17 protein-coding genes are annotated in these 19,142 nt (G+C 57.1%); 8 read left to right on the top strand and 9 right to left on the bottom strand.

Annotated elements, in window-relative coordinates; all coding sequences use genetic code 11:
* Positions 1 to 101 precede the first annotated feature (101 nt).
* Positions 102 to 1,289 (bottom strand): NupC/NupG family nucleoside CNT transporter, encoded by a 1,188-nt coding sequence (locus ACUTQW_RS12035; protein WP_004947602.1) that lies wholly within the window; start codon positions 1,287 to 1,289, stop codon positions 102 to 104.
* A gap of 378 nt (positions 1,290 to 1,667) precedes the next feature.
* On the opposite strand from ACUTQW_RS12035, the gene ACUTQW_RS12030 reads away from it, so the two are divergent.
* On the top strand, positions 1,668 to 2,900 hold the full coding sequence (locus ACUTQW_RS12030; RefSeq protein WP_006327031.1) for an Nramp family divalent metal transporter: 1,233 nt from the start codon (positions 1,668 to 1,670) through the stop codon (positions 2,898 to 2,900).
* A 34-nt stretch (positions 2,901 to 2,934) separates the two neighbouring features.
* Here ACUTQW_RS12030 and ACUTQW_RS12025 read toward each other — a convergent pair whose 3' ends face one another.
* Together ACUTQW_RS12025 and mgrA are read right to left on the bottom strand one after the other, a co-directional pair.
* Entirely contained in the window at positions 2,935 to 3,342 is a 408-nt protein-coding gene (locus tag ACUTQW_RS12025; protein ID WP_004947596.1) for a DUF2502 domain-containing protein, read from the bottom strand.
* A 220-nt stretch (positions 3,343 to 3,562) separates the two neighbouring features.
* Positions 3,563 to 4,552, bottom strand: a complete 990-nt coding sequence (gene mgrA, locus ACUTQW_RS12020; RefSeq protein WP_004947593.1) for an L-glyceraldehyde 3-phosphate reductase — start codon at positions 4,550 to 4,552, stop codon at positions 3,563 to 3,565.
* A gap of 249 nt (positions 4,553 to 4,801) precedes the next feature.
* Here mgrA and ACUTQW_RS12015 point away from each other — a divergent pair, with 249 nt between their 5' ends.
* Positions 4,802 to 6,463, top strand: coding sequence for an alpha-keto acid decarboxylase family protein (locus ACUTQW_RS12015; protein ID WP_006327025.1), 1,662 nt, complete (start codon positions 4,802 to 4,804; stop codon positions 6,461 to 6,463).
* Here ACUTQW_RS12015 and ACUTQW_RS12010 read toward each other — a convergent pair.
* Positions 6,439 to 7,329, bottom strand: a complete 891-nt coding sequence (locus tag ACUTQW_RS12010) for a LysR family transcriptional regulator (protein ID WP_006327024.1) — start codon at positions 7,327 to 7,329, stop codon at positions 6,439 to 6,441. The genes ACUTQW_RS12015 and ACUTQW_RS12010 overlap by 25 nt on opposite strands.
* A gap of 157 nt (positions 7,330 to 7,486) precedes the next feature.
* Here ACUTQW_RS12010 and ACUTQW_RS12005 point away from each other — a divergent pair, with 157 nt between their 5' ends.
* Positions 7,487 to 7,939 (top strand): multidrug/biocide efflux PACE transporter, encoded by a 453-nt coding sequence (locus tag ACUTQW_RS12005; RefSeq protein ID WP_006327022.1) that lies wholly within the window; start codon positions 7,487 to 7,489, stop codon positions 7,937 to 7,939.
* A gap of 67 nt (positions 7,940 to 8,006) precedes the next feature.
* Positions 8,007 to 8,699, top strand: coding sequence for an aspartate/glutamate racemase family protein (locus tag ACUTQW_RS12000; protein WP_006327021.1), 693 nt, complete (start codon positions 8,007 to 8,009; stop codon positions 8,697 to 8,699).
* Here the strand turns inward: ACUTQW_RS12000 and ACUTQW_RS11995 are convergent.
* A complete protein-coding gene (locus tag ACUTQW_RS11995; protein ID WP_445654863.1) occupies positions 8,696 to 9,943 on the bottom strand; it encodes an ion channel protein in 1,248 nt (415 codons plus the stop codon). The genes ACUTQW_RS12000 and ACUTQW_RS11995 overlap by 4 nt on opposite strands.
* A 343-nt stretch (positions 9,944 to 10,286) precedes the next feature.
* Between ACUTQW_RS11995 and glk the strand changes: the two genes are divergently transcribed.
* Entirely contained in the window at positions 10,287 to 11,252 is a 966-nt protein-coding gene (gene glk, locus ACUTQW_RS11990) for a glucokinase (protein WP_445654867.1), read from the top strand.
* A 64-nt stretch (positions 11,253 to 11,316) separates the two neighbouring features.
* Here glk and ACUTQW_RS11985 read toward each other — a convergent pair whose 3' ends face one another.
* Positions 11,317 to 12,543 (bottom strand): L-lactate MFS transporter, encoded by a 1,227-nt coding sequence (locus ACUTQW_RS11985; RefSeq protein WP_235195922.1) that lies wholly within the window; start codon positions 12,541 to 12,543, stop codon positions 11,317 to 11,319.
* A 397-nt stretch (positions 12,544 to 12,940) separates the two neighbouring features.
* Here ACUTQW_RS11985 and ACUTQW_RS11980 point away from each other — a divergent pair, with 397 nt between their 5' ends.
* Positions 12,941 to 13,282, top strand: coding sequence for a DUF2502 domain-containing protein (locus tag ACUTQW_RS11980; protein ID WP_006327015.1), 342 nt, complete (start codon positions 12,941 to 12,943; stop codon positions 13,280 to 13,282).
* A gap of 9 nt (positions 13,283 to 13,291) precedes the next feature.
* Here the strand turns inward: ACUTQW_RS11980 and ACUTQW_RS11975 are convergent, their stop codons facing one another.
* The 3 genes from ACUTQW_RS11975 to ACUTQW_RS11965 form a co-directional block, all read right to left on the bottom strand.
* Positions 13,292 to 14,026, bottom strand: a complete 735-nt coding sequence (locus tag ACUTQW_RS11975; protein WP_013813970.1) for a LytR/AlgR family response regulator transcription factor — start codon at positions 14,024 to 14,026, stop codon at positions 13,292 to 13,294.
* Complete coding sequence (locus ACUTQW_RS11970; protein ID WP_062869706.1) at positions 14,023 to 15,714, bottom strand: sensor histidine kinase; 1,692 nt, start codon at positions 15,712 to 15,714, stop codon at positions 14,023 to 14,025. Before ACUTQW_RS11970 ends, ACUTQW_RS11975 begins: the two co-directional genes overlap by 4 nt.
* Before the next feature lie 110 nt (positions 15,715 to 15,824).
* Entirely contained in the window at positions 15,825 to 17,069 is a 1,245-nt protein-coding gene (locus ACUTQW_RS11965; protein ID WP_006327013.1) for a DUF1479 domain-containing protein, read from the bottom strand.
* A gap of 171 nt (positions 17,070 to 17,240) precedes the next feature.
* Between ACUTQW_RS11965 and ACUTQW_RS11960 the strand changes: the two genes are divergently transcribed.
* The gene (locus tag ACUTQW_RS11960) at positions 17,241 to 17,780 is read left to right on the top strand and encodes a GNAT family N-acetyltransferase (RefSeq protein ID WP_004947559.1); all 540 of its coding nucleotides are present in this window, start codon (positions 17,241 to 17,243) and stop codon (positions 17,778 to 17,780) included.
* 116 nt (positions 17,781 to 17,896) lie between these two features.
* Entirely contained in the window at positions 17,897 to 19,132 is a 1,236-nt protein-coding gene (alaC, locus tag ACUTQW_RS11955; RefSeq protein WP_006327011.1) for an alanine transaminase, read from the top strand.
* Positions 19,133 to 19,142 lie beyond the last annotated feature (10 nt).

Raw genomic sequence — 19,142 nt, 5'->3', positions numbered from 1 at the left:
GTCGGCTTTTTGCTTTCTGTCTTTCCTGCTTTCTAAGCTTTCTAAACTGTGGGCAATAAAAAAGGCCGCCGAAGCGACCTTTCCGTTGTTGCCGTTTCGGCTTAGCCCAGAACCAGGCCCGCGATGGACGCAGACAGGAGGCTGACCAGCGTAGAACCGTAAACCAGCTTCAGACCAAAGCGGGAAACTACGTTGCCCTGATTCTCATTCAGCCCTTTAATCGCACCGGCCACAATACCGATGGAAGAGAAGTTGGCGAAGGAAACCAGGAACACCGACAGAATGCCCAGGCTGCGTGGCGACAGTTCGGCAGAGACTTTCTGCAGTTCCATCATGGCCACGAACTCATTGGAGACCAGCTTGGTCGCCATGATGCTGCCCACCTGCAAGGCTTCGTGCTTAGGAATACCCATAATCCAGGCGAATGGATAGAAGAAGTAGCCCAGGATTTCCTGGAAGCTCAGACCGAAGATGGCGCTGAACAGACCGTTGAGCGCAGCGATCAGGGCGATAAAGCCGATCAGCATAGCAGCAACGATAATGGCTACTTTGAAACCTGCCAGAATGTATTCACCCAGCATTTCGAAGAAGCTCTGGCCTTCGTGCAGATTGCCCAGATGCAGTTCTTCTTCTTTACTGGTGTCATACGGGTTGACCAATGACAGCACGATAAAGGTGCTGAACATGTTCAGTACCAGCGCCGCAACCACAAACTTGGCGTCCAGCATGGTCATGTAAGCACCCACGATGGACATGGAAACCGTAGACATCGCGGTTGCCGCCATGGTGTACATGCGTTTTTCCGACATCTTGCCCAGGATATCTTTATAGGCAATGAAGTTTTCAGACTGGCCCAGGATCAGCGAGCTGACGGCGTTAAACGACTCCAGCTTGCCCATTCCGTTTACTTTTGACAGCACGGTACCAATAATCCGGATGATAAACGGCAACACTTTGATGTATTGCAGAATACCGATCAGCGCAGAGATGAAGACGATTGGGCACAGTACCTTCAGGAAGAAGAAGGCCAAACCTTTATCACCCATACCGCCGAATACAAAATCAGTCCCTTGCCCCGCAAACCCGAGCAGCTTGTCGAACAGCGCCGCGAATCCTTTTACAAAGCCTAAACCCGCTTCCGAATGCAGGAAAAAATAGGCCAGCAGTACTTCAATAACCAACAGTTGAATAACGTAGCGAATGCGGATGCTTTTACGATCGCGGCACACTAAAAGTGCCAGGATCGCAACCACCACCAACGCTAACGCAAAGTGCGCAATATGGGACATGTTTGCTCCAAACTTGAGGCAGGCTGAATTTCGGATGTCATTTTATGTAACGCCACGTTTAAAAACGAGAGGTCCATTGCAAATATGGAAAGTCGTAATGGGAAATGTCTTAAATTATCAGGTTAAAGCATAAAAAATCAATGGGTTACTGAATCCATATGAAATTCCTATTCTTGTGCTAATTTGATTATCAGGCGTATTTCGTTTGGAATATGCCTCGTTGGAGGGCCGAAAAGTGTCATCTGCACGTTACACCCTTCGTTAAAACCTGAGTTATCCCCGATTACAGAGATAAGTTTTACCGTTACAAATGCGCTTGATAATTATTATCATTTACATAAGATAACCCTTAGTTTATCAGACGTAAGGGTTCAGGGTATGCCAAACAGTCGCGTGGTTGAGAACACCCGTCGCCCGTCCAGAAAAATCAAACTGTCGCTGATGGGGCCCGCATTTATCGCGGCCATCGGTTATATCGATCCCGGCAATTTCGCCACCAATATCCAGTCCGGCGCCTCTTTGGGTTACAGCCTGCTGTGGGTCGTGGTCTGGGCCAACGTCATGGCCATGCTTATCCAGCTGCTGTCCGCCAAACTCGGTATCGCTACCGGCAAAAACCTGGCGGAACACATCCGCGATCGCTTTCCACGCCCGGCCGTATGGGCTTATTGGGTGCAGGCGGAAATCATTGCGATGGCTACCGACCTGGCGGAGTTTATCGGCGCGGCGATAGGTTTCAAACTGCTGTTGGGCGTTACGCTGCTTGAGGGTGCCATCCTGACGGGTATCGCCACCTTCCTGATCCTGATGCTGCAAAAACGCGGGCAAAAACCGCTGGAGAGGGCGATCGGCGGGCTGCTGCTGTTTGTTGCCGCTGCCTATATGGTGGAGCTGGCGTTTTCCCAGCCGCAGCTTGGCCCGCTGTTAAAAGGCATGGCGATCCCGGATCTGCCGAATGGCGATGCGGTATATCTGGCCGCCGGCGTGCTGGGCGCGACCATCATGCCGCACGTGATTTATTTGCATTCATCCTTAACCCAGACTGCCGGCGAGAATTCAAAGGCGGATCGGTATGCGTCCACCAAGGTCGATGTCGCCATTGCCATGACCATCGCCGGTTTTGTTAACCTGGCAATGATGGCAACCGCCGCCGCCACCTTCCACTTCAATGGGCACAGCGGCGTGGCCGATCTTGATCTGGCCTATCTGACACTGCAGCCGGTGCTGGGCCAGGCGGCGGCGACGCTCTTCGGGCTGAGCCTGGTGGCCGCCGGTCTGTCTTCCACCGTCGTGGGGACGCTGGCGGGGCAGGTGGTGATGCAGGGATTTGTACGCTTTTACATTCCGCTGTGGGTGCGCCGGGTGGTCACTATGCTGCCGTCGTTTATCGTCATTATGCTGGGAATGGATGCCACGCGTATTCTGGTGTTGAGTCAGGTGCTGCTGAGCTTCGGCATTGCGTTGGCGCTGGTGCCGCTGCTCGCCTTTACCGGTAACCGGGAACTGATGGGGGAAATGGTGAACAGCCGGAGCATACAGACGCTGGGCAAGCTGATTGTGTTGGTGGTCGTCGGCCTGAACGGTTATCTGCTGGTCAGCAGCGTGCTGTGATCGAAAAGGCCAGCGTTATGCTGGCCTTTTGGCATCAATCGTCGTCGTGATGGCGTCGACCACGATAGTCATCGTCATCATGGTGTTTTTTCTTCCAATGATGTTTTTCGTGGTGCTTGTAGTAATGCTTATCGAATTTGCGATAGCGGCCATCATGATAGTAATAATTTTTGCGCCAGTAATCGTTATCGCGCCAGCGATAACCATCCCAGTAATAGCCCCGGCGGCTGCGATCGCCCAGGTAGCGGCCCTGATGGCCTTGCCACCAGTCACGGTCGCGCCAGTCGTAGCCGTCCCAATAACGGCCGCGATTATCTTCCTCGCCAATGCGCAGTGATACGCCCGGCATCAGATTGATACTGAGGCCTTCCGCATGCGCCTGCTGGATGGCGGGTACCGTAGACGCCACCAACAAGGCGGCCAATAACAGAGGTTTAAACATAGCTTCTCCTTTCCGCCGCAGCGGGTTGGCCGGTTAATGAAGTGCGTTCATCATTAACCGGCCTTATTATTTTTTTACTGCAATATCGCCATATTAGCGCCTGCGGATAGGGTTGAATCTTAGTGGGATTCTGAAAAGCGGCGATGGGATGAGGATTTAAGATTTGTCTGGCGCTGCGGAGGTTATCGCCGGCCATGCGCCCGGCGATAATTGTAAGCGATTACATTAATATCCGTTCGATATGGGCGATTTCGTCGCTGCTGAAAGTGCGGTTAGCCAGCATGCCGACGGCATCTTCAATCTGGCTGGTCTTGCTGGCGCCAATCAGCACTGAAGTCACGCGATCGCCGCGCAATACCCAGGCCAGCGCCATCTGCGACAGCTTCTGCCCGCGCTGTTGCGCCAGGGCGTTAAGCTGGCGCACCTTTTCCAGTTTTGCGTCGGTGAGCTGATCGGGTTGCAGGAACTGGCTGCCGCTGGCGACGCGTGAATCTTGCGGAATGCCGTGCAGGTAACGGTCGGTCAGCAGGCCGCCGGCCAGCGGGGAGAATGCAATGGAGCCGACGCCATGTTCTTCGAGCGTATCCAGCAGCTCCGGCTCAACCCAGCGTTCGAACAGGGAGTACTTAGGCTGATGGATTACGCAAGGCGTGCCGAGCCGGTGCAGAATCTCGAATGCCTGGCGCGCGCGCTCGGCCGGGTAGTTGGACAGCCCGACGTACAGCGCCTTGCCCTGGCGTACCAGCAGATCCAGCGCGCCCATGGTTTCCTCCAGCGGCGTATCCGGATCCGGGCGGTGATGATAGAAGATATCCACATATTCCAGCCCCATGCGTTGCAGGCTTTGATCCAGGCTGGCGACCAGATACTTCTTCGAACCCCAGTCGCCGTAAGGGCCCGGCCACATGGTGTAACCGGCTTTCGAAGCGATGATCAGTTCATCGCGCCAGGGTTTCAGATCTGCGCTGAGGATGCGGCCAAAGTTCTCCTCGGCGGAACCGGGTGGCGGGCCATAGTTATTGGCCAGATCGAAGTGGGTAATACCGCGATCGAACGCGCAATGGATCAGTTTGCGCGCATTGTCATGCAAGGTGGTGTCGCCAAAGTTGTGCCATAAGCCGAGCGAAACCGCGGGCAATTTCAGCCCGCTGCGTCCGCAGCGGCGATATTCCATATTTTGATAACGCGAAGCATCAGCCTGGTAAAGCATACAAACCCTTTTCGGCAGAGGTGAGAGTGAGCTTTAGTGTATGCGCTTTCACTCTTGCTGTCAGAGCCCGCGATCACGCTAAATAACCGTCAAGTTTTTAAATACAGCCCATCAAGCAGGTAAATGCTCGCGGCGAGTGCGGGGATGTAACGTAGGGTTTCCATCCGCTTTTTAAACACAATGCTCGACATTTTCATAACATATTTGATACTTAAAACTAACAATTGCAACCTTTTGCAGGTGATGATCATGAGTAAAAGCTACAAGGTGGCCGATTACCTACTCGATCGTTTAGCCCAGATTGGCATCCGGCACTTCTTTGGCGTACCGGGAGACTACAATCTGCAGTTTCTCGATCACGTGATTGATCATCCGCAGATCACCTGGGTGGGGTGCGCCAACGAACTCAATGCCGCCTATGCCGCAGACGGTTACGCGCGCTGCAAACCGGCCGCCGCTTTACTGACCACCTTTGGCGTGGGTGAACTGAGCGCGGTAAATGGCATTGCAGGCAGCTACGCCGAATACTTACCGGTGATCCACGTGGTTGGCACCCCAGCGCTGCGTGCACAGCGTGCCGGAGATTTGCTGCACCATTCGCTGGGGGACGGGGATTTCGGCCACTTTGCCCGCATGGCCAAAGAAGTGACCGTCGCCCAGGCGAACCTTACCGCCGTCAACGCCGAGGCGGAAATCGATCGCCTGCTGACAACTGCGCTGTTTGAACGTCGGCCGGTTTACCTGATGTTGCCGAGCGACGTGGCGGAAGCGCCGCTGGCGTCGCGGCCGGCACCGCTGATGCTGCGGCAGGCCCATCTTTCACAGGCGTCGTTGCAGGCGTTTATCGCCGCCGCGCGAGAAATGCTGTTGCCGGCGCGGCGGGTTTCTCTGTTGGCCGATTTCCTGGCTGAACGCTTTGGCGCCGAAAGGGTGCTGGAACAGTGGATGAATGAGGTCGACATGCCGCATTCGACGCTGCTGCTCGGCAAAAGCGTATTGGATGAAACCCATGCCTGCTTTACCGGTACCTACGCCGGTGCGGCCAGCGATCCGCAGGTGAAGCAGCTGATTGAGAATGCCGATGCGGTGATTACCGTCGGCGTGCGCTTTACCGATACCATTACCGCCGGCTTCAGCCATCACTTGCCGGCGGAGAAGTGTATCGATATCCAACCTTTCGAAGCGCGGGTCGGGCAGCAGGTATTCAGCCAGATCCCGATGCGTGACGCGGTAAAAGCGTTGCACCAGTTAACGTTGTCGCAGGCGTTGCAATGGCAGTTGCCGGTTATCAAACGGCCGGCATTGCCGGAACCGAACGGCAGCGGTCTGGACCAACACGGATTCTGGCAGCAGATACAAGGCTTCTTGCGGCCGGGCGACATTGTGATCGCCGAGCAAGGCACCGCCTGTTTTGGCGCTGCGGCGCTGAGCCTGCCGCAGGGGTGCCGGTTTATCGTGCAGTCGCTGTGGGGGTCTATCGGTTACACCTTGCCGGCGGCGTTTGGCGCGCAGACCGCGGAGCCGGCTCGCCGGGTGGTGTTGCTGATCGGTGACGGATCGGCGCAACTCACTGCGCAGGAGATTGGCTCGATGCTGCGCGACGGGCTGAAACCGGTGATTTTCCTGCTGAATAATGAAGGGTATACCGTCGAACGGGCGATTCATGGGCCGGAGCAGCGTTACAACGACATCACCCAATGGAACTGGACGCAACTGCCGCAGGCGCTGGCCGGCGAGCATCAGGTGAAAACGCTGCGGGTCACCGAACCGGAGCAACTGCGCCAGGCATTGCGCGAAGTGGGCGACAGCCAGCAGTTGGCCTTCGTAGAAGTGGTGCTGCCGAAGATGGACATTCCCGAATTGCTGGATACCGTTTCGCGCGCCATTCAATCACGCAACGCGGCGGCCTGATCTTCCGCGTTTTCCAACAAGCGCTCCAGCAACCAGTACCCCGCCGGCCCCGGCGGGGACAACTTCGACCACACCGCATCCACGGAAATCAGCTTTGGCCAACCGCGCGGCTTCAGCTCGGCTAATTTGTCGTGGCCGTACTGTTTCACCAGCCAGTTTGGCAACGCGGCCCAGCCAAAACCTTGTTCCGCCATTTCCAGCAGCATCAGATAGCTCGGAGCAGACCATACCAACCCCTGGGGCCGTGCCGCGCTTGCGCCAGTGTAGGTATTCAAATACAGCTGGCGCGTGCTGGATAACTGCTCATGCGTTGGCGAGGGCGTTTGCGCCAGCGGGTGCGAGCGGGCGACGAACAGCCCCATTTCAGTTTGCTCCGGCAGCCGCGCGAAGGCGATATCCGGTGGATAACTGGGTTGAACTTCTACCATGCCAAGGTGCGCGCGGCCGCTTTGCAGCAGATCGAGCACGTCCCCGTCCTCGGCAATCATGCATTCGAGTTCAATATCCTGATAGCGCCGCTCAAAGTGCAGCATCAACCTGTCGTGGTGATTCGGCTGGTAGGTATCGGAAAATACGATGGTTAACCGGGGTTCTGTCTTGTCCGCCAGGCGGATGCTCAGCGCATCAAGCCGTTCGCTGGCGGCGAGGATCTCCTGCACATGGCCGAGCACTTTACGGCCGGCGGCGGTCAAGACTGGCTGCCGCGCCTGGCGATCGAACAATTGCAAGCCGAGATCCGCCTCCAGGTTAGCGATGGCGGTGCTGATGGTCGATTGGCTTTTGCGCAGCTTGCGCGCGGCGGCAGAAAAAGAACCCAGGGCGGCGGCTTCGACAAATGCCTGCAGGGCTTCAGGTGAATAGCGCATGATGTATCTACTTTATCGATGGAATCTATCTTTAAGTTACCCAAAAAACCGATGATAATCACCTGGCTTTAGTCGGGGGCGAGTAAATTCGCGCCGATTAATGCGGGGCGGCTTGCCGCTTCCCGACAGATTCATAGGGTAAAAAAACAGGTGATGTATGCAACTGCAAAACAAGTCTTTCGTTGAACGTATCGTCCATGCCGTCGGTTTTGAAGCCATTGCCGTGATGATTTGCGCCCCGCTGGGTGCCTGGCTGCTCAACCGTTCTATGGTACAGATCGGTGCGTTGGCGGTGATGTTGTCGACCGTCGCTATGCTTTGGAACATGATTTATAACACGGTGTTTGACCGCCTGTGGCCGGTGGGCCGCGTGGCGCGTAATCTTAAAGTGCGGGGGTTCCACGCTCTGGGCTTTGAGGCCGGATTTGTCCTGATCGGCGTGCCGATTGCCGCCTGGATGCTGAATATTTCCTTCGCGCAGGCCTTTATGCTGGAGATCGGTTTCTTCCTGTTCTTCCTGCCGTACACCATGCTCTATAACTGGGTGTACGACACGTTGCGCCAACGCTGGTTCGAGGCGCGTCAACCGGCCAGTTCCGGCGCGAAATAAGGCATCGTCATCGCTGCGATTCTCCGGTAGTGTCGGAGAGAGACGGCAACGAGGCGGAGAAAAAACGATGAAAGTATTGGGTCTGTTGGGCGGCATGAGCTGGGAATCAACTATCCCTTATTATCGCATGATCAATGAACAGGTGAAGGCGCGTCTTGGCGGGTTGCATTCGGCCAAAATCGTCCTTTACAGCGTCGATTTTCACGAGATTGAACGCCTGCAGCATCAGGGGGATTGGGACGGCGCGGGGTACCTGCTGGCCGCCGCGGCCGCGTCGTTGCGGGCCGCAGGCGCGGAGGCCATCGTCATCTGCACCAACACCATGCACAAAGTGGCGGATGAGGTCGAACAAGCCAGCGGCCTGCCCCTGATCCACATCGCCGACGCCACGGCGTTGCAGGTGCGCCAACAGGGGATCCGCCGCATCGGGCTGCTCGGCACGCGTTTTACCATGGAGCAGGATTTTTATCGCGGGCGGTTGCAAGAGCGGCACGGCATCGAGGTGGTTACGCCCACGTCGGCCGATCGCGATATCGTGCATCGCATTATTTATGAAGAGCTGTGTCTGGGGACGATCCGCGACGCGTCGCGCGATGAGTATCGCCGCATTATCGCTGATCTGGAACAGCAGGGCGCGCAGGGCATTATTTTCGGCTGTACCGAGATTGGCCTGCTGGTCAGCGCGCAGGATGCTTCGGTGCCGGTGTTCGACACTACCGCTATCCATGCGCGCGCCGCCGTGGAATACGCGCTGGCCTAATCGTCGTGCGGCGGTTGGCGTTTGCCCACCAACATCAAGGGTTTGCCCGCCAGCACCAGCCAGGCGGGCAGCATCACAATGCACAGCACCGGCAGCAGGTGCAGCTCCGGCACCACCGCGACGGCCATAAACAGGCTGAGCCAGCCATCACGCGTGACCACCAGAACCAGCCCCATAATGGCGCAGGAGACGGTGATGGCCGCCGGCACCGCCGGGACGTGCTGATGCAGCATCAGGCCCAGCGCCACGCCGACAAACACCGCCGGGAAGATACGCCCGCCGCGAAAACCGCTGGCGGCGGCAATCACCAACGCCGCCAGCTTGGTCAGGGTAATCAGCAGCAGTTCCGTGACCGAGAAGTTCTCCCCTGCGGCCAGCCGCTTCATTTCGTCCAACCCTTTAAATAGCGTGATCTCCCCGCCGATTAGCGCCAGCACACCGAGCGCAAAGCCGCCCAGCCCCAGCATCAGCACCGGGTTTTTCAGCGAATGGAACAGGCGATGGAGATGGGGGAAGCTCCACAGCGCTACCATACCCAGCGCGATGGCGATCAGGGCGACGATGGAGCCACTGAAAATATCCGTCAGCCGGGTGGCGGCATAGGCGTCAATTTGCAGCGCGAAGTTCGGTGTGAAAAACAGCTGAGTGGTCACTGCGCCGGCCGCTGCCGCCATCAGCGGGGCAAACAACCGATCCCACAGCGGCACGTCGTTATTGCCGGCCAGCGTTTGCGAAAAGATCAGCGCGGCGGCAACCGGGGTGCCAAACAGTGCGCCGATGGTGCCGGCGGCGGCGAGAATAATCCAGTCCATGCGCGGCACTCTCGGCAACAGCCGCGAACCTACAGCGACCACCAACGCAATATTGATGGCAGTGATGGGGTTTTCCGGCCCCAGGCTCACGCCGCCCGCCAGACCAATGATTAACGCCAGCCCGAGGCCGGGCACGGCAGAAAGCGGCAACGGCATGCCGATCAGCGATTCGGTAGCCGGATCCGGTCCTGCGTGGCCGGGCATATAACGGATAATCAGCCCCACGGCGATACCGGCCAGCGTCAGGATGCTGAGCAGCCACCAGGGCGAGTGGGTATCGATATTCAAGGCTACGGGTATGTTCACCCAAAGCAGCCGTTGCAGCGCGTCGGCGAATTTCATCACCAGAATAAGCGCCAGGCTTGAGGCTGAACCGATAACGAGAGCGGGCAGGGCGAAAGCCAACATGGTATTGGCGCGCGGGTGCAGCATGCAAGGATCCCTTGTCAATGGCCCCCTGAGCGGCAGGGAGAATGGGTGATTGGGTTGTGCCCCGGCTTGCCAGACAAAAAGGGACGTCGGCACGTAAAGCAATGGCCGACAGGCAAAGGGCGCAGGTTGATTAATAGTGCCTCTCTGTTATGACGCTTAACAGCCGCCACGGCACGTTTTTTTGCCGCAATTTGTTTCAAACTGCGGCATAACCGCCAAGCTGAAACGTTTTTTGTGATCTGGATCGCTAATGGATGGCAGCGCGAAGGATGGTGATTGTTGTTTTTGCGGCGGGATTTTACAGTGTGGGCAGCTTTCTATTATTCATTTTGCGGAGAAGATACTGATGACCTATGCCCTCGTAGGTGATGTTGGCGGGACGAATGCCCGCCTGGCGTTGTGCACTGTGGCGACGGGTGAAATTACCCAGGCAAAAACCTATTCCGGCCTGGAGTTTGACAGCCTGGAGGCGGTGATCCGCCAATATCTGAAGGAGCAGGATATTCAGGTGCAGGACGCCTGCATCGCGATTGCCTGCCCGGTCACCGAAGATTGGGTGGCGATGACCAACCACACCTGGGCGTTCTCGATCAAAGAGATGCAGGCCAACCTGGGGCTTAGCCATCTGGAAGTGATCAACGACTTTACCGCCGTCTCGATGGCGATCCCGATGTTGACGCCAGACGATGTGTTGCAGTTGGGCGGCGGCAGCGCGCAGAAAGACAAGCCGATTGCGGTGTACGGTGCCGGCACCGGCCTGGGGGTGGCGCACCTGGTGCACGTTAACCGCCGCTGGGTGAGCCTGCCGGGTGAGGGTGGTCACGTTGATTTTGCGCCGAACAGCGAAGAGGAAGATAGCATTCTGGAGGTGCTGCGGGCAGAAGTGGGGCACGTATCCGCCGAGCGCGTACTGTCCGGCCCGGGATTGGTCAATCTCTACCGCGCTATCGTCAAGTCCGATCAACGCCTGCCGGAAAAGTTAGAGCCAAAGGACATCACCGAGCGCGCGCTGGCCGACAGCTGCATTGATTGCCGCCGTGCCTTGTCGCTGTTCTGCGTTATTTTAGGACGCTTTGGCGGCAACCTGGCGTTGAATCTCGGTACTTTCGGCGGCGTTTACATCGCCGGCGGCATAGTGCCGCGCTTTATGGAGTTCTTCAAGGCATCCGGTTTTCGCGCGGCGTTTGAAGATAAAGGGCGTTTCAAGGATTACGTGCATGATATCCCGGTCTTTATGATCACCCATACACAGCCGGGCTTGTTGGGCGCCGGCGCCCATCTGCGCCAGACGTTGGGTATGCATTTGTAATCTGCATCGGCGATAAAAAAGGGGCGCAACCCAATGGGTTGCGCCCCTTTTTGCTATTTAAAAATCAGGCTTTGACCAAGTCTGCCGGCTCGCGGCTCTCTTCTTCCTGCTCCACCGCTTTTGGCGCCTTGATGAACAGGGTAATCAGCAGGGAAGCGATGGACAGTACGCCGATGACCATGAAAGTGGCATGGAAACCGCCGAAGTATTTGGCGACGAACGAGCCGGCCAGCGCGCCCAGACCGAAGCCCTGATAAATGATTCCATAGTTTTTGCTGTGGTTTTTCAGGCCGAAGAAGTCGCCGACAATCGCCGGGAACACAGTGATGTTGCCACCGAAGCAGAAGGCGACGGCGCCGACGCAGATAAAGAACAGTGTATGGTTCAGGGTGAGGAAGCTCAACGAGACAATCGCCAGCACGGTAACCAGCATGGTGAAGCTGATGACGCGCATGCGGCCTACTTTATCCGACAGCGTACCCAGAATGATGCGGCCTGCGGTGTTGAAAATCGCTACGGCGGAAACGGTGTTGGCGGCGGTGGCTACATCCATCCCGGCCAGCTGTACGCCCATGTCCTTCACGATGCCAATCAGGTACAGGCCACTCATGCAGGCGGCGAAGAAAATGATGAACAACAGGTAGGCCTCTTTGGTCGCCAGCATCTGGCGCACGCTGAAGTCGTTACCCAAAGTACCGGCCTTTTGCTGTGCGGACTGGCTGGTGAGCACCGGCTCTTTCAACAGCAAAGAACCCAGCACAATCAACGCCATCACAATCGCACCCCAGTAGAAGAAGGCGGCGGACACGCCGACGTCGGCAATCAGCGCGGCGTTAACGTATTTGAACAGCAGGCTGCCGCTGCCGAATGCACCCACCGAGATGCCGGAGATCAGCCCTTTATTGGCCGGGAACCACTTGATCAGGTTGGACAGGGTGGAGATGTAGGCGATACCCACCGCGAACCCAACCACGACGCCGGCCAACAGATAGATCATATCCAATGAACTGACGTGGGCACTGGCGATCAGGCCCAGGCCGACCAGAATGCCCGAGCACAGCGTCAGGTTGCGGATGCCGAAGCGTTCTTGCATCTTGCCGGCGAACAGCGTGGCGAAGGCCAGGAAGAAGCTGGTGATGGAGAAGGTGGTGGCGACGTCGCCGAGGCCCCAATGGAATTTGTCGACCAGCGGCTGGTTGAACAGGCTCCAGGTATAGATAGTGCCGAGCCCCATCTGGCAGATGATGGTGCCCAGAACGATTAAGCTGCGATTTGCCGGTTTGGTGTTCATGGCCGGACTCCTTCTCTTGTGTGCGTTGCCGGGCGGTCAGCCGTTGGCGGAAATTTGCGGAGAGCCTCAGAGGCCCCGCGGTATGGGCATAGTATAAGGCTGGTAATACCACTCGACGGCAGATCGGGAATGAGTTGCACGGAGGAAGGAATGAAATGCATCTGGTGGCGCATGAGTTGCCGTTTTAGCGGTTAAAAGGGGATGAAATGCCGCTGGCGCCACGTGATCTACATCAAAGATAGCCACGATTTATTGGCGGCCCGGTGTCCAGGATTGTGCTCAAATTGTGAAGGAAACGTCTGGAATGGGTAAATGGGCATTATTCCTATAGAGCGGCGATAGCGGGGGGCCTATGTTATCGGTGAACGGACAGGTTCCGCTCTGCAGGAGTCACGAGATGAAAAAAACACTGTTGTTGTTGGCCGCGCTGCTGTCGTTGCCGCTGGTAAGCCAGGCGGACGTATCCATTGGCGTGAACGTTCCGGGTATTTCATTGCACATTGGCGACCGCGACGATCGCGGCCATTACTGGGACGGCGACCGCTGGCGCGATCCGCGCTGGTGGTCTGAACACCGCGTCTATGAGCGTCCGCGCGAGTATTACTACGGGCCGCCGCCACGCGTGATCTATTACGAGGAACCGCGACACGAATGGCGCGATCGCCCGCATTATCGTCGCATGCCGCCACCTCCGCCGCCGCCACCGGGGTATTATTACGGCCCCGGGCCGCGCTGGTAACGCGCGCGGTTATAAACGCATTAATTTGCGGAACTCTTTCACCTTGCTGCGGCTGACCGGCACTTCAAACTCCAGGTCGCTCAGCCGCAGAATATAGGTGTTGTTGAACCAGGGCACAATCTCGCGGATTTTCGACAGATTGACGCAGTAAGACCGGTGGCAGCGGAAGAAATGCTCCTCCGGCAGGCGGCCGTAAAACTCGGTGAGGTTCATCGACATCACAAACTCTTCGCGGCGGGTATAGACCCGCGTCACTTTTTCATCGGCAGCGGCATAATAGATGTCGTTGATATCGGTGACGATAATCCTCTCGTCTTTGATCAGGTTAATGCTGTGGCTGCTGCGGTTTGGCGCGCTGGCTTGTTCCGGGGCGTTAGCGGGCCGGTTATGCAGCGCCTCCAGTTTTTGCAACATGGTGACGATGCGCGCTTCGTGATAGGGCTTGAGGATGTAGTCAAAGGCTTCGATTTCGAACGCTTCCACCGCATGTTCTTTATAGGCGGTGATGAAAATAATTGAAGGCCGGTGCGCGAACTTGCTGATGTTCTGCGCCAGCAGCACGCCGTCCAGCGACGGAATGTTGATATCGAGAAAAATGGCGTCGACCTGATGATTCTGCAGGTATTTCAGCACGTCTAGCCCGTCGTCGAAGGTGGCTTCGATAACGATGTTGCTGTGCTTTTTGATCAGGTAACTGAGCTCCTCCTGGGCGAGGAATTCGTCTTCAACGATAATGGCTTTCATGATGGCTCCCCGGCCGGCAGTGCGCTGTTTTCCATCTGCAGTTTGCCGCCGTTTTTGCTGATGTAAAAGGCAATTTCGGTGCCCGGCTCCAGCCGACGGATGCGCAACCCTTCGCCATACAGCAGCGACACCCGGTGATGTACGTTCAACAGGCCGATATTGTGGCCCGGCATTTCGTTACGCGCCACCCGGTCGATGACCTCCTGATTGATGCCGTTACCGGTGTCTTTTACCGAAATCTTGACCCGAGCGCCCTGATCCTTCACCGCAATCACTACCACACCTTTGCCTTTGCACGGCTGAATGCCGTGTACGATGGCGTTTTCTACCAGCGGTTGGATCAGCAGGCTGGGGATACGCACCGAGATATCGTCGTCGATGTCGTAAATTACCGTCAGTTTGGCACCAAATCGTGCCTGTTCGATGGCGATGTAATCCTGGATTTGGTGCAACTCCTTGCGGATATCGATCAGTTCGTCGTTCAGCTCCAGGTTATAGCGCAGGTAACGTGACAGGTTGATAATCAGCTGGCGCGCGGTGTCCGGATTGATGCGGATCGACGAAGAAATGGCATTCAGGGCATTGAACAGGAAGTGCGGGTTGATCTTGCTCTGCAGCGCGCGCATTTCGGCTTTGTCCGCCATCTGGCGCAGGTGCTCAATGCGCGAGACTTCCATTTGGGTGGAGATAATCTGCGACAGGCCCACCGCCATGACCTTTAGCGTATTGGTGATCTGATGGGCATGGCAGTAGTAAATTTTCAGCGCACCGGTCACTTCGCCTTTTTCCCACAGCGGGATCACCAACTGCGAGTGAATTTGCGGCGTGGCCGGGTTTTCCAGGTTGTTTTTGATGATGATTTTGCCGTGGCGGATGCTTTCACGGGTCACGCGGCTCAACCCTTCGCGGCCAATCGGATAAGCCTCTTCCCCCACGCCGACGTAGGCCATCACCTGGTGAGTATCGGTGATCGCCACCGCGTCGGCCTTGATGTCCTGGCGGATGATGTCGCAGATGGTCGCCAGGGTTTCGCTGTTGATATTGCGAAAGTAGGGCAGGGTTTTACGGGCAATATCCAGTGCCAGCTTGGCCTGCCGGGCGGCGATCACCTCTTTTTCGTCTTCCACGCTTTGCACCAGCAGCACGATCAGGCCGATGCATACCGTGCCGAGGATCATCGGCAGCGCAATCTTGGAGACGATATCCAACCCCAACGCGGTCGGCTTGGCCCACAGGACGATCAGCAGCATGGTCAGGGATTCGCACAGCATGCCGCCGAGGATCCCGGCGCGCCAGCGTTGCTCTTTTTTCACTTTAAGATTGATATAACCGGCGCTGATGCCGGCAATGATGCTGGTGATCAGGCAGGGAACGGAGGTGATGCCATCGATATCAATCAGGTAGCGGTGCACCCCGGCGATGATGCCGGTGATGATACCCACCCAGGGGCCGAACAGGATGCCGCCGGCCATAATGGCAATGACCCGCACGTTGACCAGCGAACCTTCGACGTTGATGCCGGAATAGGTACTGAACAGCGCGAACAGCGAGAAGATCGCCGTGACCATGCCCAGTTCAAGCGGCGTGTGGTCCTCTTTTTGCAGCAGTTGGCGGAACAACCGGGTACGGGTGAGGAAGAACAGGCAGATTAACATCAGTGCGGCGCGATCAAACACCGCTAACAGCATTTCAAAAAAAGGGTGCACGACGGGCTCTCGCTGCGGCGGACAGATGCGCAGGAGTATATCACAGCACAGTGGCCCCGTGGCGGCCGTGCGGCGCACCACGGGGCTTCGGGTTATTTAATGCCGAGCTGTTCCTTGCCGAGCGGTGTCAGCAGATCGACAGTGGCGCGGCCGTTGAAATCCACTTCGAAATCGTCGGGTGCAAAATCCGGTGGCGTTTTACCGGCGATAAAACTGGGCAGTTGGCGTTGCAGATAGGCATCGTTTTTCTCGCAGCCCGGTGCGGCGGCGATGTACATCACGTTGCTGTCGAACTCGCCGTTATGCTCGTTTTCCACCGCGTGAATCACATCACAGTGCCAGAACACCGTGTCGCCCGGTTCTAAATCGGGAATAGGGGAAATCCCACTGATTAAAAGGGGATGCCATTTTTCCGAGATTGACAGCGCGCGCCCTGGGGCGGCATCGCACAAATCGTCTTCGGCGACGTCATCTTGCAATGCACGCAACAGAACGTAGGCCATGGCGTTGGCTATCGGCACCAGATTCAGCGTGCCGGCATTGGTGCGTTGCGGCGTCAGCGCCGTCCAACCCTGGAAAGTGCGAAACATTGAGCAGACGGCCGGCGAAGCGATTTCGCGCACTTCGGTGCGGCCATCGGCGGCGAACGGATCGTAAGCTTGCCAATCGCCGGAGAACACGTGGCGGTAGACATAGCGGAAATTTTCATCCAGCCAGCGTTCAATGGTGCCGCTGTCCACGTGCGGCGACAGGCCCAGAGAAGACGAGTTCGGCGGGCGACGGCGGGTGCGATCGGCATAGGTGGCGACCCGAGTCGGGTCAAAATGCTGTTTGCCGTTGCTTTCGGTTTCCCACAGGCTGTTGAGAAACACCTGTACGGCGTGCATGCGGGCGTCCTGACGGGCTTCCACCTGCGGTTTTGACCAGTAAATGCCGTAGATTTGCGGTTTGCCGGCGGCCAGTTTGCCGAAATAGTTGTCTTCGGCGGCATTTTTCAGGCGTTCGACAAAGTTGTTGCGCTCAAGATAGCTGCCGATTTCCTGGTTCCAGGCTTCGGCCTTGCTGCGGGGGAACACGCCGCGGATGGCGCAGGCGCCGCGCTGTTTGATCAAGGTTTTTTGCCGCTCGCTAACCCGCTGCTGCAAAATATCCTCCGCATCGATTTGCGGCACCGGGTTTTGGCCGGCGGCCAACTCCTGGCGGATTTGTTCGACCTGTTGGCGAATGTGGTCTTCCAGCGCGAGGAACACCTCGCGGTAGTTGGGCAGAGCCTGACGCAGTTGCTGTTTTACGGTTTTAATGGCGGTGGGGATGTCGTCAATGAGTAATGAAGCCATGGTGTTCTCCTCACGCTGCCCGTGGGCAACAATGGACGGTTGTAGAGGTCTGGGTAAGACGTTATGGTTTTGTTGTTTTGACGTTAACGATTATCTGGATTTAATAGAGGAAAATAAAGGGGTGTATTTCATTCGTAACTTCCTTGTTTTCGTTTTTCGGAGATTAGTGCAATGAAATTGGTCACTGAGCGTTTAACCCTGCAGTCGATAACTGCCGATGATTGGCCACTGTTCCTGCGTCTGTATCAGGACCCTGACGTGATTCGCTATATCGCCGACCCGCTGACTGAAGCGGAAATACGCACGCGTTTTGAGACGCGATTGCCGGCCTGGGACAAGCATGGGGAACAATGGCTGTGCCTGGTGATGCGCGAAAAGGCGAGTGGCGAGGCGGTGGGCGTCACGGGTTTTCGGCCGATGTGGCTGCCTTGCCAACAGGCGGAAGTGGGATACGGCATTTTGCCGTCCGGACACGGCAAGGGCTACGGCAAGGAGTCGCTGCGGGCGGTACTGGATTTTGGCTTCAATGCCTGCGGCTTCCACAAGCTGACGGCTACCGTCACCGCGGGCAATACCGCCTCGCGCCGGCTGCTGGAGTCGTGCGGTTTTCAGCTGGAAGGTACATTGCGCGATAATTTCCGCCTTGCAGGGCAGTGGCACGCGGACTGGATGTTCGGGCTGTTGGTGGCGGAGTTTCAGGCGGAAAAATAAAAATATCGCGGCGGGTATCGACAATCCCGTCGCCGCTGCGATATGTTCAATATCCGACCACAAGCTGGTCAGCGTCGCTCGGACGGTCCGGGCGCTAACGTATCTTCGAGGAATCTATGGCTGATAACAGTCCACAACGCCGTTTTACGCGTATTGAACGTCTTCCCCCTTACGTATTCAACATCACCGCCGAACTGAAGATGGCTGCTCGCCGTCGCGGCGAAGATATTATCGATTTCAGCATGGGTAACCCGGACGGCCCGACGCCGCCGCACATTGTGGAAAAACTCTGTGCCGTTGCGCAGCGTGACGATACCCACGGTTACTCTACCTCGCGCGGCATCCCGCGTTTGCGCCGCGCCATTTCACGCTGGTACGCCGATCGCTACCAGGTGGAGATTGATCCCGAAAGCGAAGCCATTGTCACCATAGGTTCGAAAGAAGGGCTGGCGCATCTGATGCTGGCGACGCTCGATCATGGCGACACCGTGCTGGTGCCGAACCCAAGCTACCCCATCCATATTTACGGTGCGGTGATTGCCGGCGCGCAGGTGCGTTCAGTGCCGCTGGTGGACGGCGTGGATTTCTTTGGTGAGCTGGAGCGCGCCATCCGTGAAACCATCCCGCGGCCGAAAATGATGATCCTCGGCTTCCCTTCCAACCCGACCGCCCAATGCGTTGAGTTGGATTTCTTCGAACGGGTGGTGGCGCTGGCCAAACAGTACAACGTGCTGGTGATCCACGATCTGGCCTATGCCGACATCGTGTATGACGGCTGGAAAGCGCCGTCGATTATGCAGGTGCCGGGCGCCAAGGACATCGCGGTGGAGTTTTTCACCCTGTCGAAAAGCTACAACATGGCGGGTTGGCGCATCGGCTTTATGGTCGGTAATGCGGAGCTGGTCAGCGCGCTGGCGCGTATCAAGAGCTATCACGATTACGGCACCTTCACCCCGTTGCAGGTGGCGGCCATCGCCGCGCTGGAAGGCGACCAGCAGTGCGTGCGCGATATCGCAGAACAGTACCGCCAGCGCCGCAATGTGTTGGTGAAAGGGTTGCATGAAGCCGGCTGGATGGTCGATAACCCGAAAGCGGCGATGTACGTATGGGCCAAAATACCGGAGCCTTATGCGCATCTCGGTTCGCTGGAATTCGCCAAACGCCTGTTGGCGGAAGCCAAGGTCTGCGTATCGCCGGGCATCGGTTTTGGCGACTACGGCGACACCCACGTGCGTTTCGCGCTGATAGAAAATCAGGACCGCATCCGTCAGGCGGTACGCGGTATTAAAGCCATGTTCCGTGCCGACGGGCTGATCAAACCGGCCAAGACCACTGCCCCCGCCGCAAAATAATCGCTTCAGG

It is taken from the genome of Serratia sp. TSA_7, assembly GCF_052692135.1.
Note: the sequence above shows the minus strand (reverse complement) of the source record. Positions and strands in the feature narration are given on the sequence as shown.

Bases quoted from the DNA above. Each gene is read 5' to 3' on its own strand.
- ACUTQW_RS12035 (WP_004947602.1), bottom strand. From the start codon at position 1,289: ATGTCCCATATTGCGCACTTTGCGTTAGCGTTGGTGGTGGTTGCGATC.
- ACUTQW_RS12030 (WP_006327031.1), top strand. From the start codon at position 1,668: ATGCCAAACAGTCGCGTGGTTGAGAACACCCGTCGCCCGTCCAGAAAA.
- ACUTQW_RS12025 (WP_004947596.1), bottom strand. From the start codon at position 3,342: ATGTTTAAACCTCTGTTATTGGCCGCCTTGTTGGTGGCGTCTACGGTA.
- mgrA (WP_004947593.1), bottom strand. From the start codon at position 4,552: ATGCTTTACCAGGCTGATGCTTCGCGTTATCAAAATATGGAATATCGC.
- ACUTQW_RS12015 (WP_006327025.1), top strand. From the start codon at position 4,802: ATGAGTAAAAGCTACAAGGTGGCCGATTACCTACTCGATCGTTTAGCC.
- ACUTQW_RS12010 (WP_006327024.1), bottom strand. From the start codon at position 7,329: ATGCGCTATTCACCTGAAGCCCTGCAGGCATTTGTCGAAGCCGCCGCC.
- ACUTQW_RS12005 (WP_006327022.1), top strand. From the start codon at position 7,487: ATGCAACTGCAAAACAAGTCTTTCGTTGAACGTATCGTCCATGCCGTC.
- ACUTQW_RS12000 (WP_006327021.1), top strand. From the start codon at position 8,007: ATGAAAGTATTGGGTCTGTTGGGCGGCATGAGCTGGGAATCAACTATC.
- ACUTQW_RS11995 (WP_445654863.1), bottom strand. From the start codon at position 9,943: ATGCTGCACCCGCGCGCCAATACCATGTTGGCTTTCGCCCTGCCCGCT.
- ACUTQW_RS11985 (WP_235195922.1), bottom strand. From the start codon at position 12,543: ATGAACACCAAACCGGCAAATCGCAGCTTAATCGTTCTGGGCACCATC.
- ACUTQW_RS11980 (WP_006327015.1), top strand. From the start codon at position 12,941: ATGAAAAAAACACTGTTGTTGTTGGCCGCGCTGCTGTCGTTGCCGCTG.
- ACUTQW_RS11975 (WP_013813970.1), bottom strand. From the start codon at position 14,026: ATGAAAGCCATTATCGTTGAAGACGAATTCCTCGCCCAGGAGGAGCTC.
- ACUTQW_RS11970 (WP_062869706.1), bottom strand. From the start codon at position 15,714: ATGCTGTTAGCGGTGTTTGATCGCGCCGCACTGATGTTAATCTGCCTG.
- ACUTQW_RS11965 (WP_006327013.1), bottom strand. From the start codon at position 17,069: ATGGCTTCATTACTCATTGACGACATCCCCACCGCCATTAAAACCGTA.
- ACUTQW_RS11960 (WP_004947559.1), top strand. From the start codon at position 17,241: ATGAAATTGGTCACTGAGCGTTTAACCCTGCAGTCGATAACTGCCGAT.
- alaC (WP_006327011.1), top strand. From the start codon at position 17,897: ATGGCTGATAACAGTCCACAACGCCGTTTTACGCGTATTGAACGTCTT.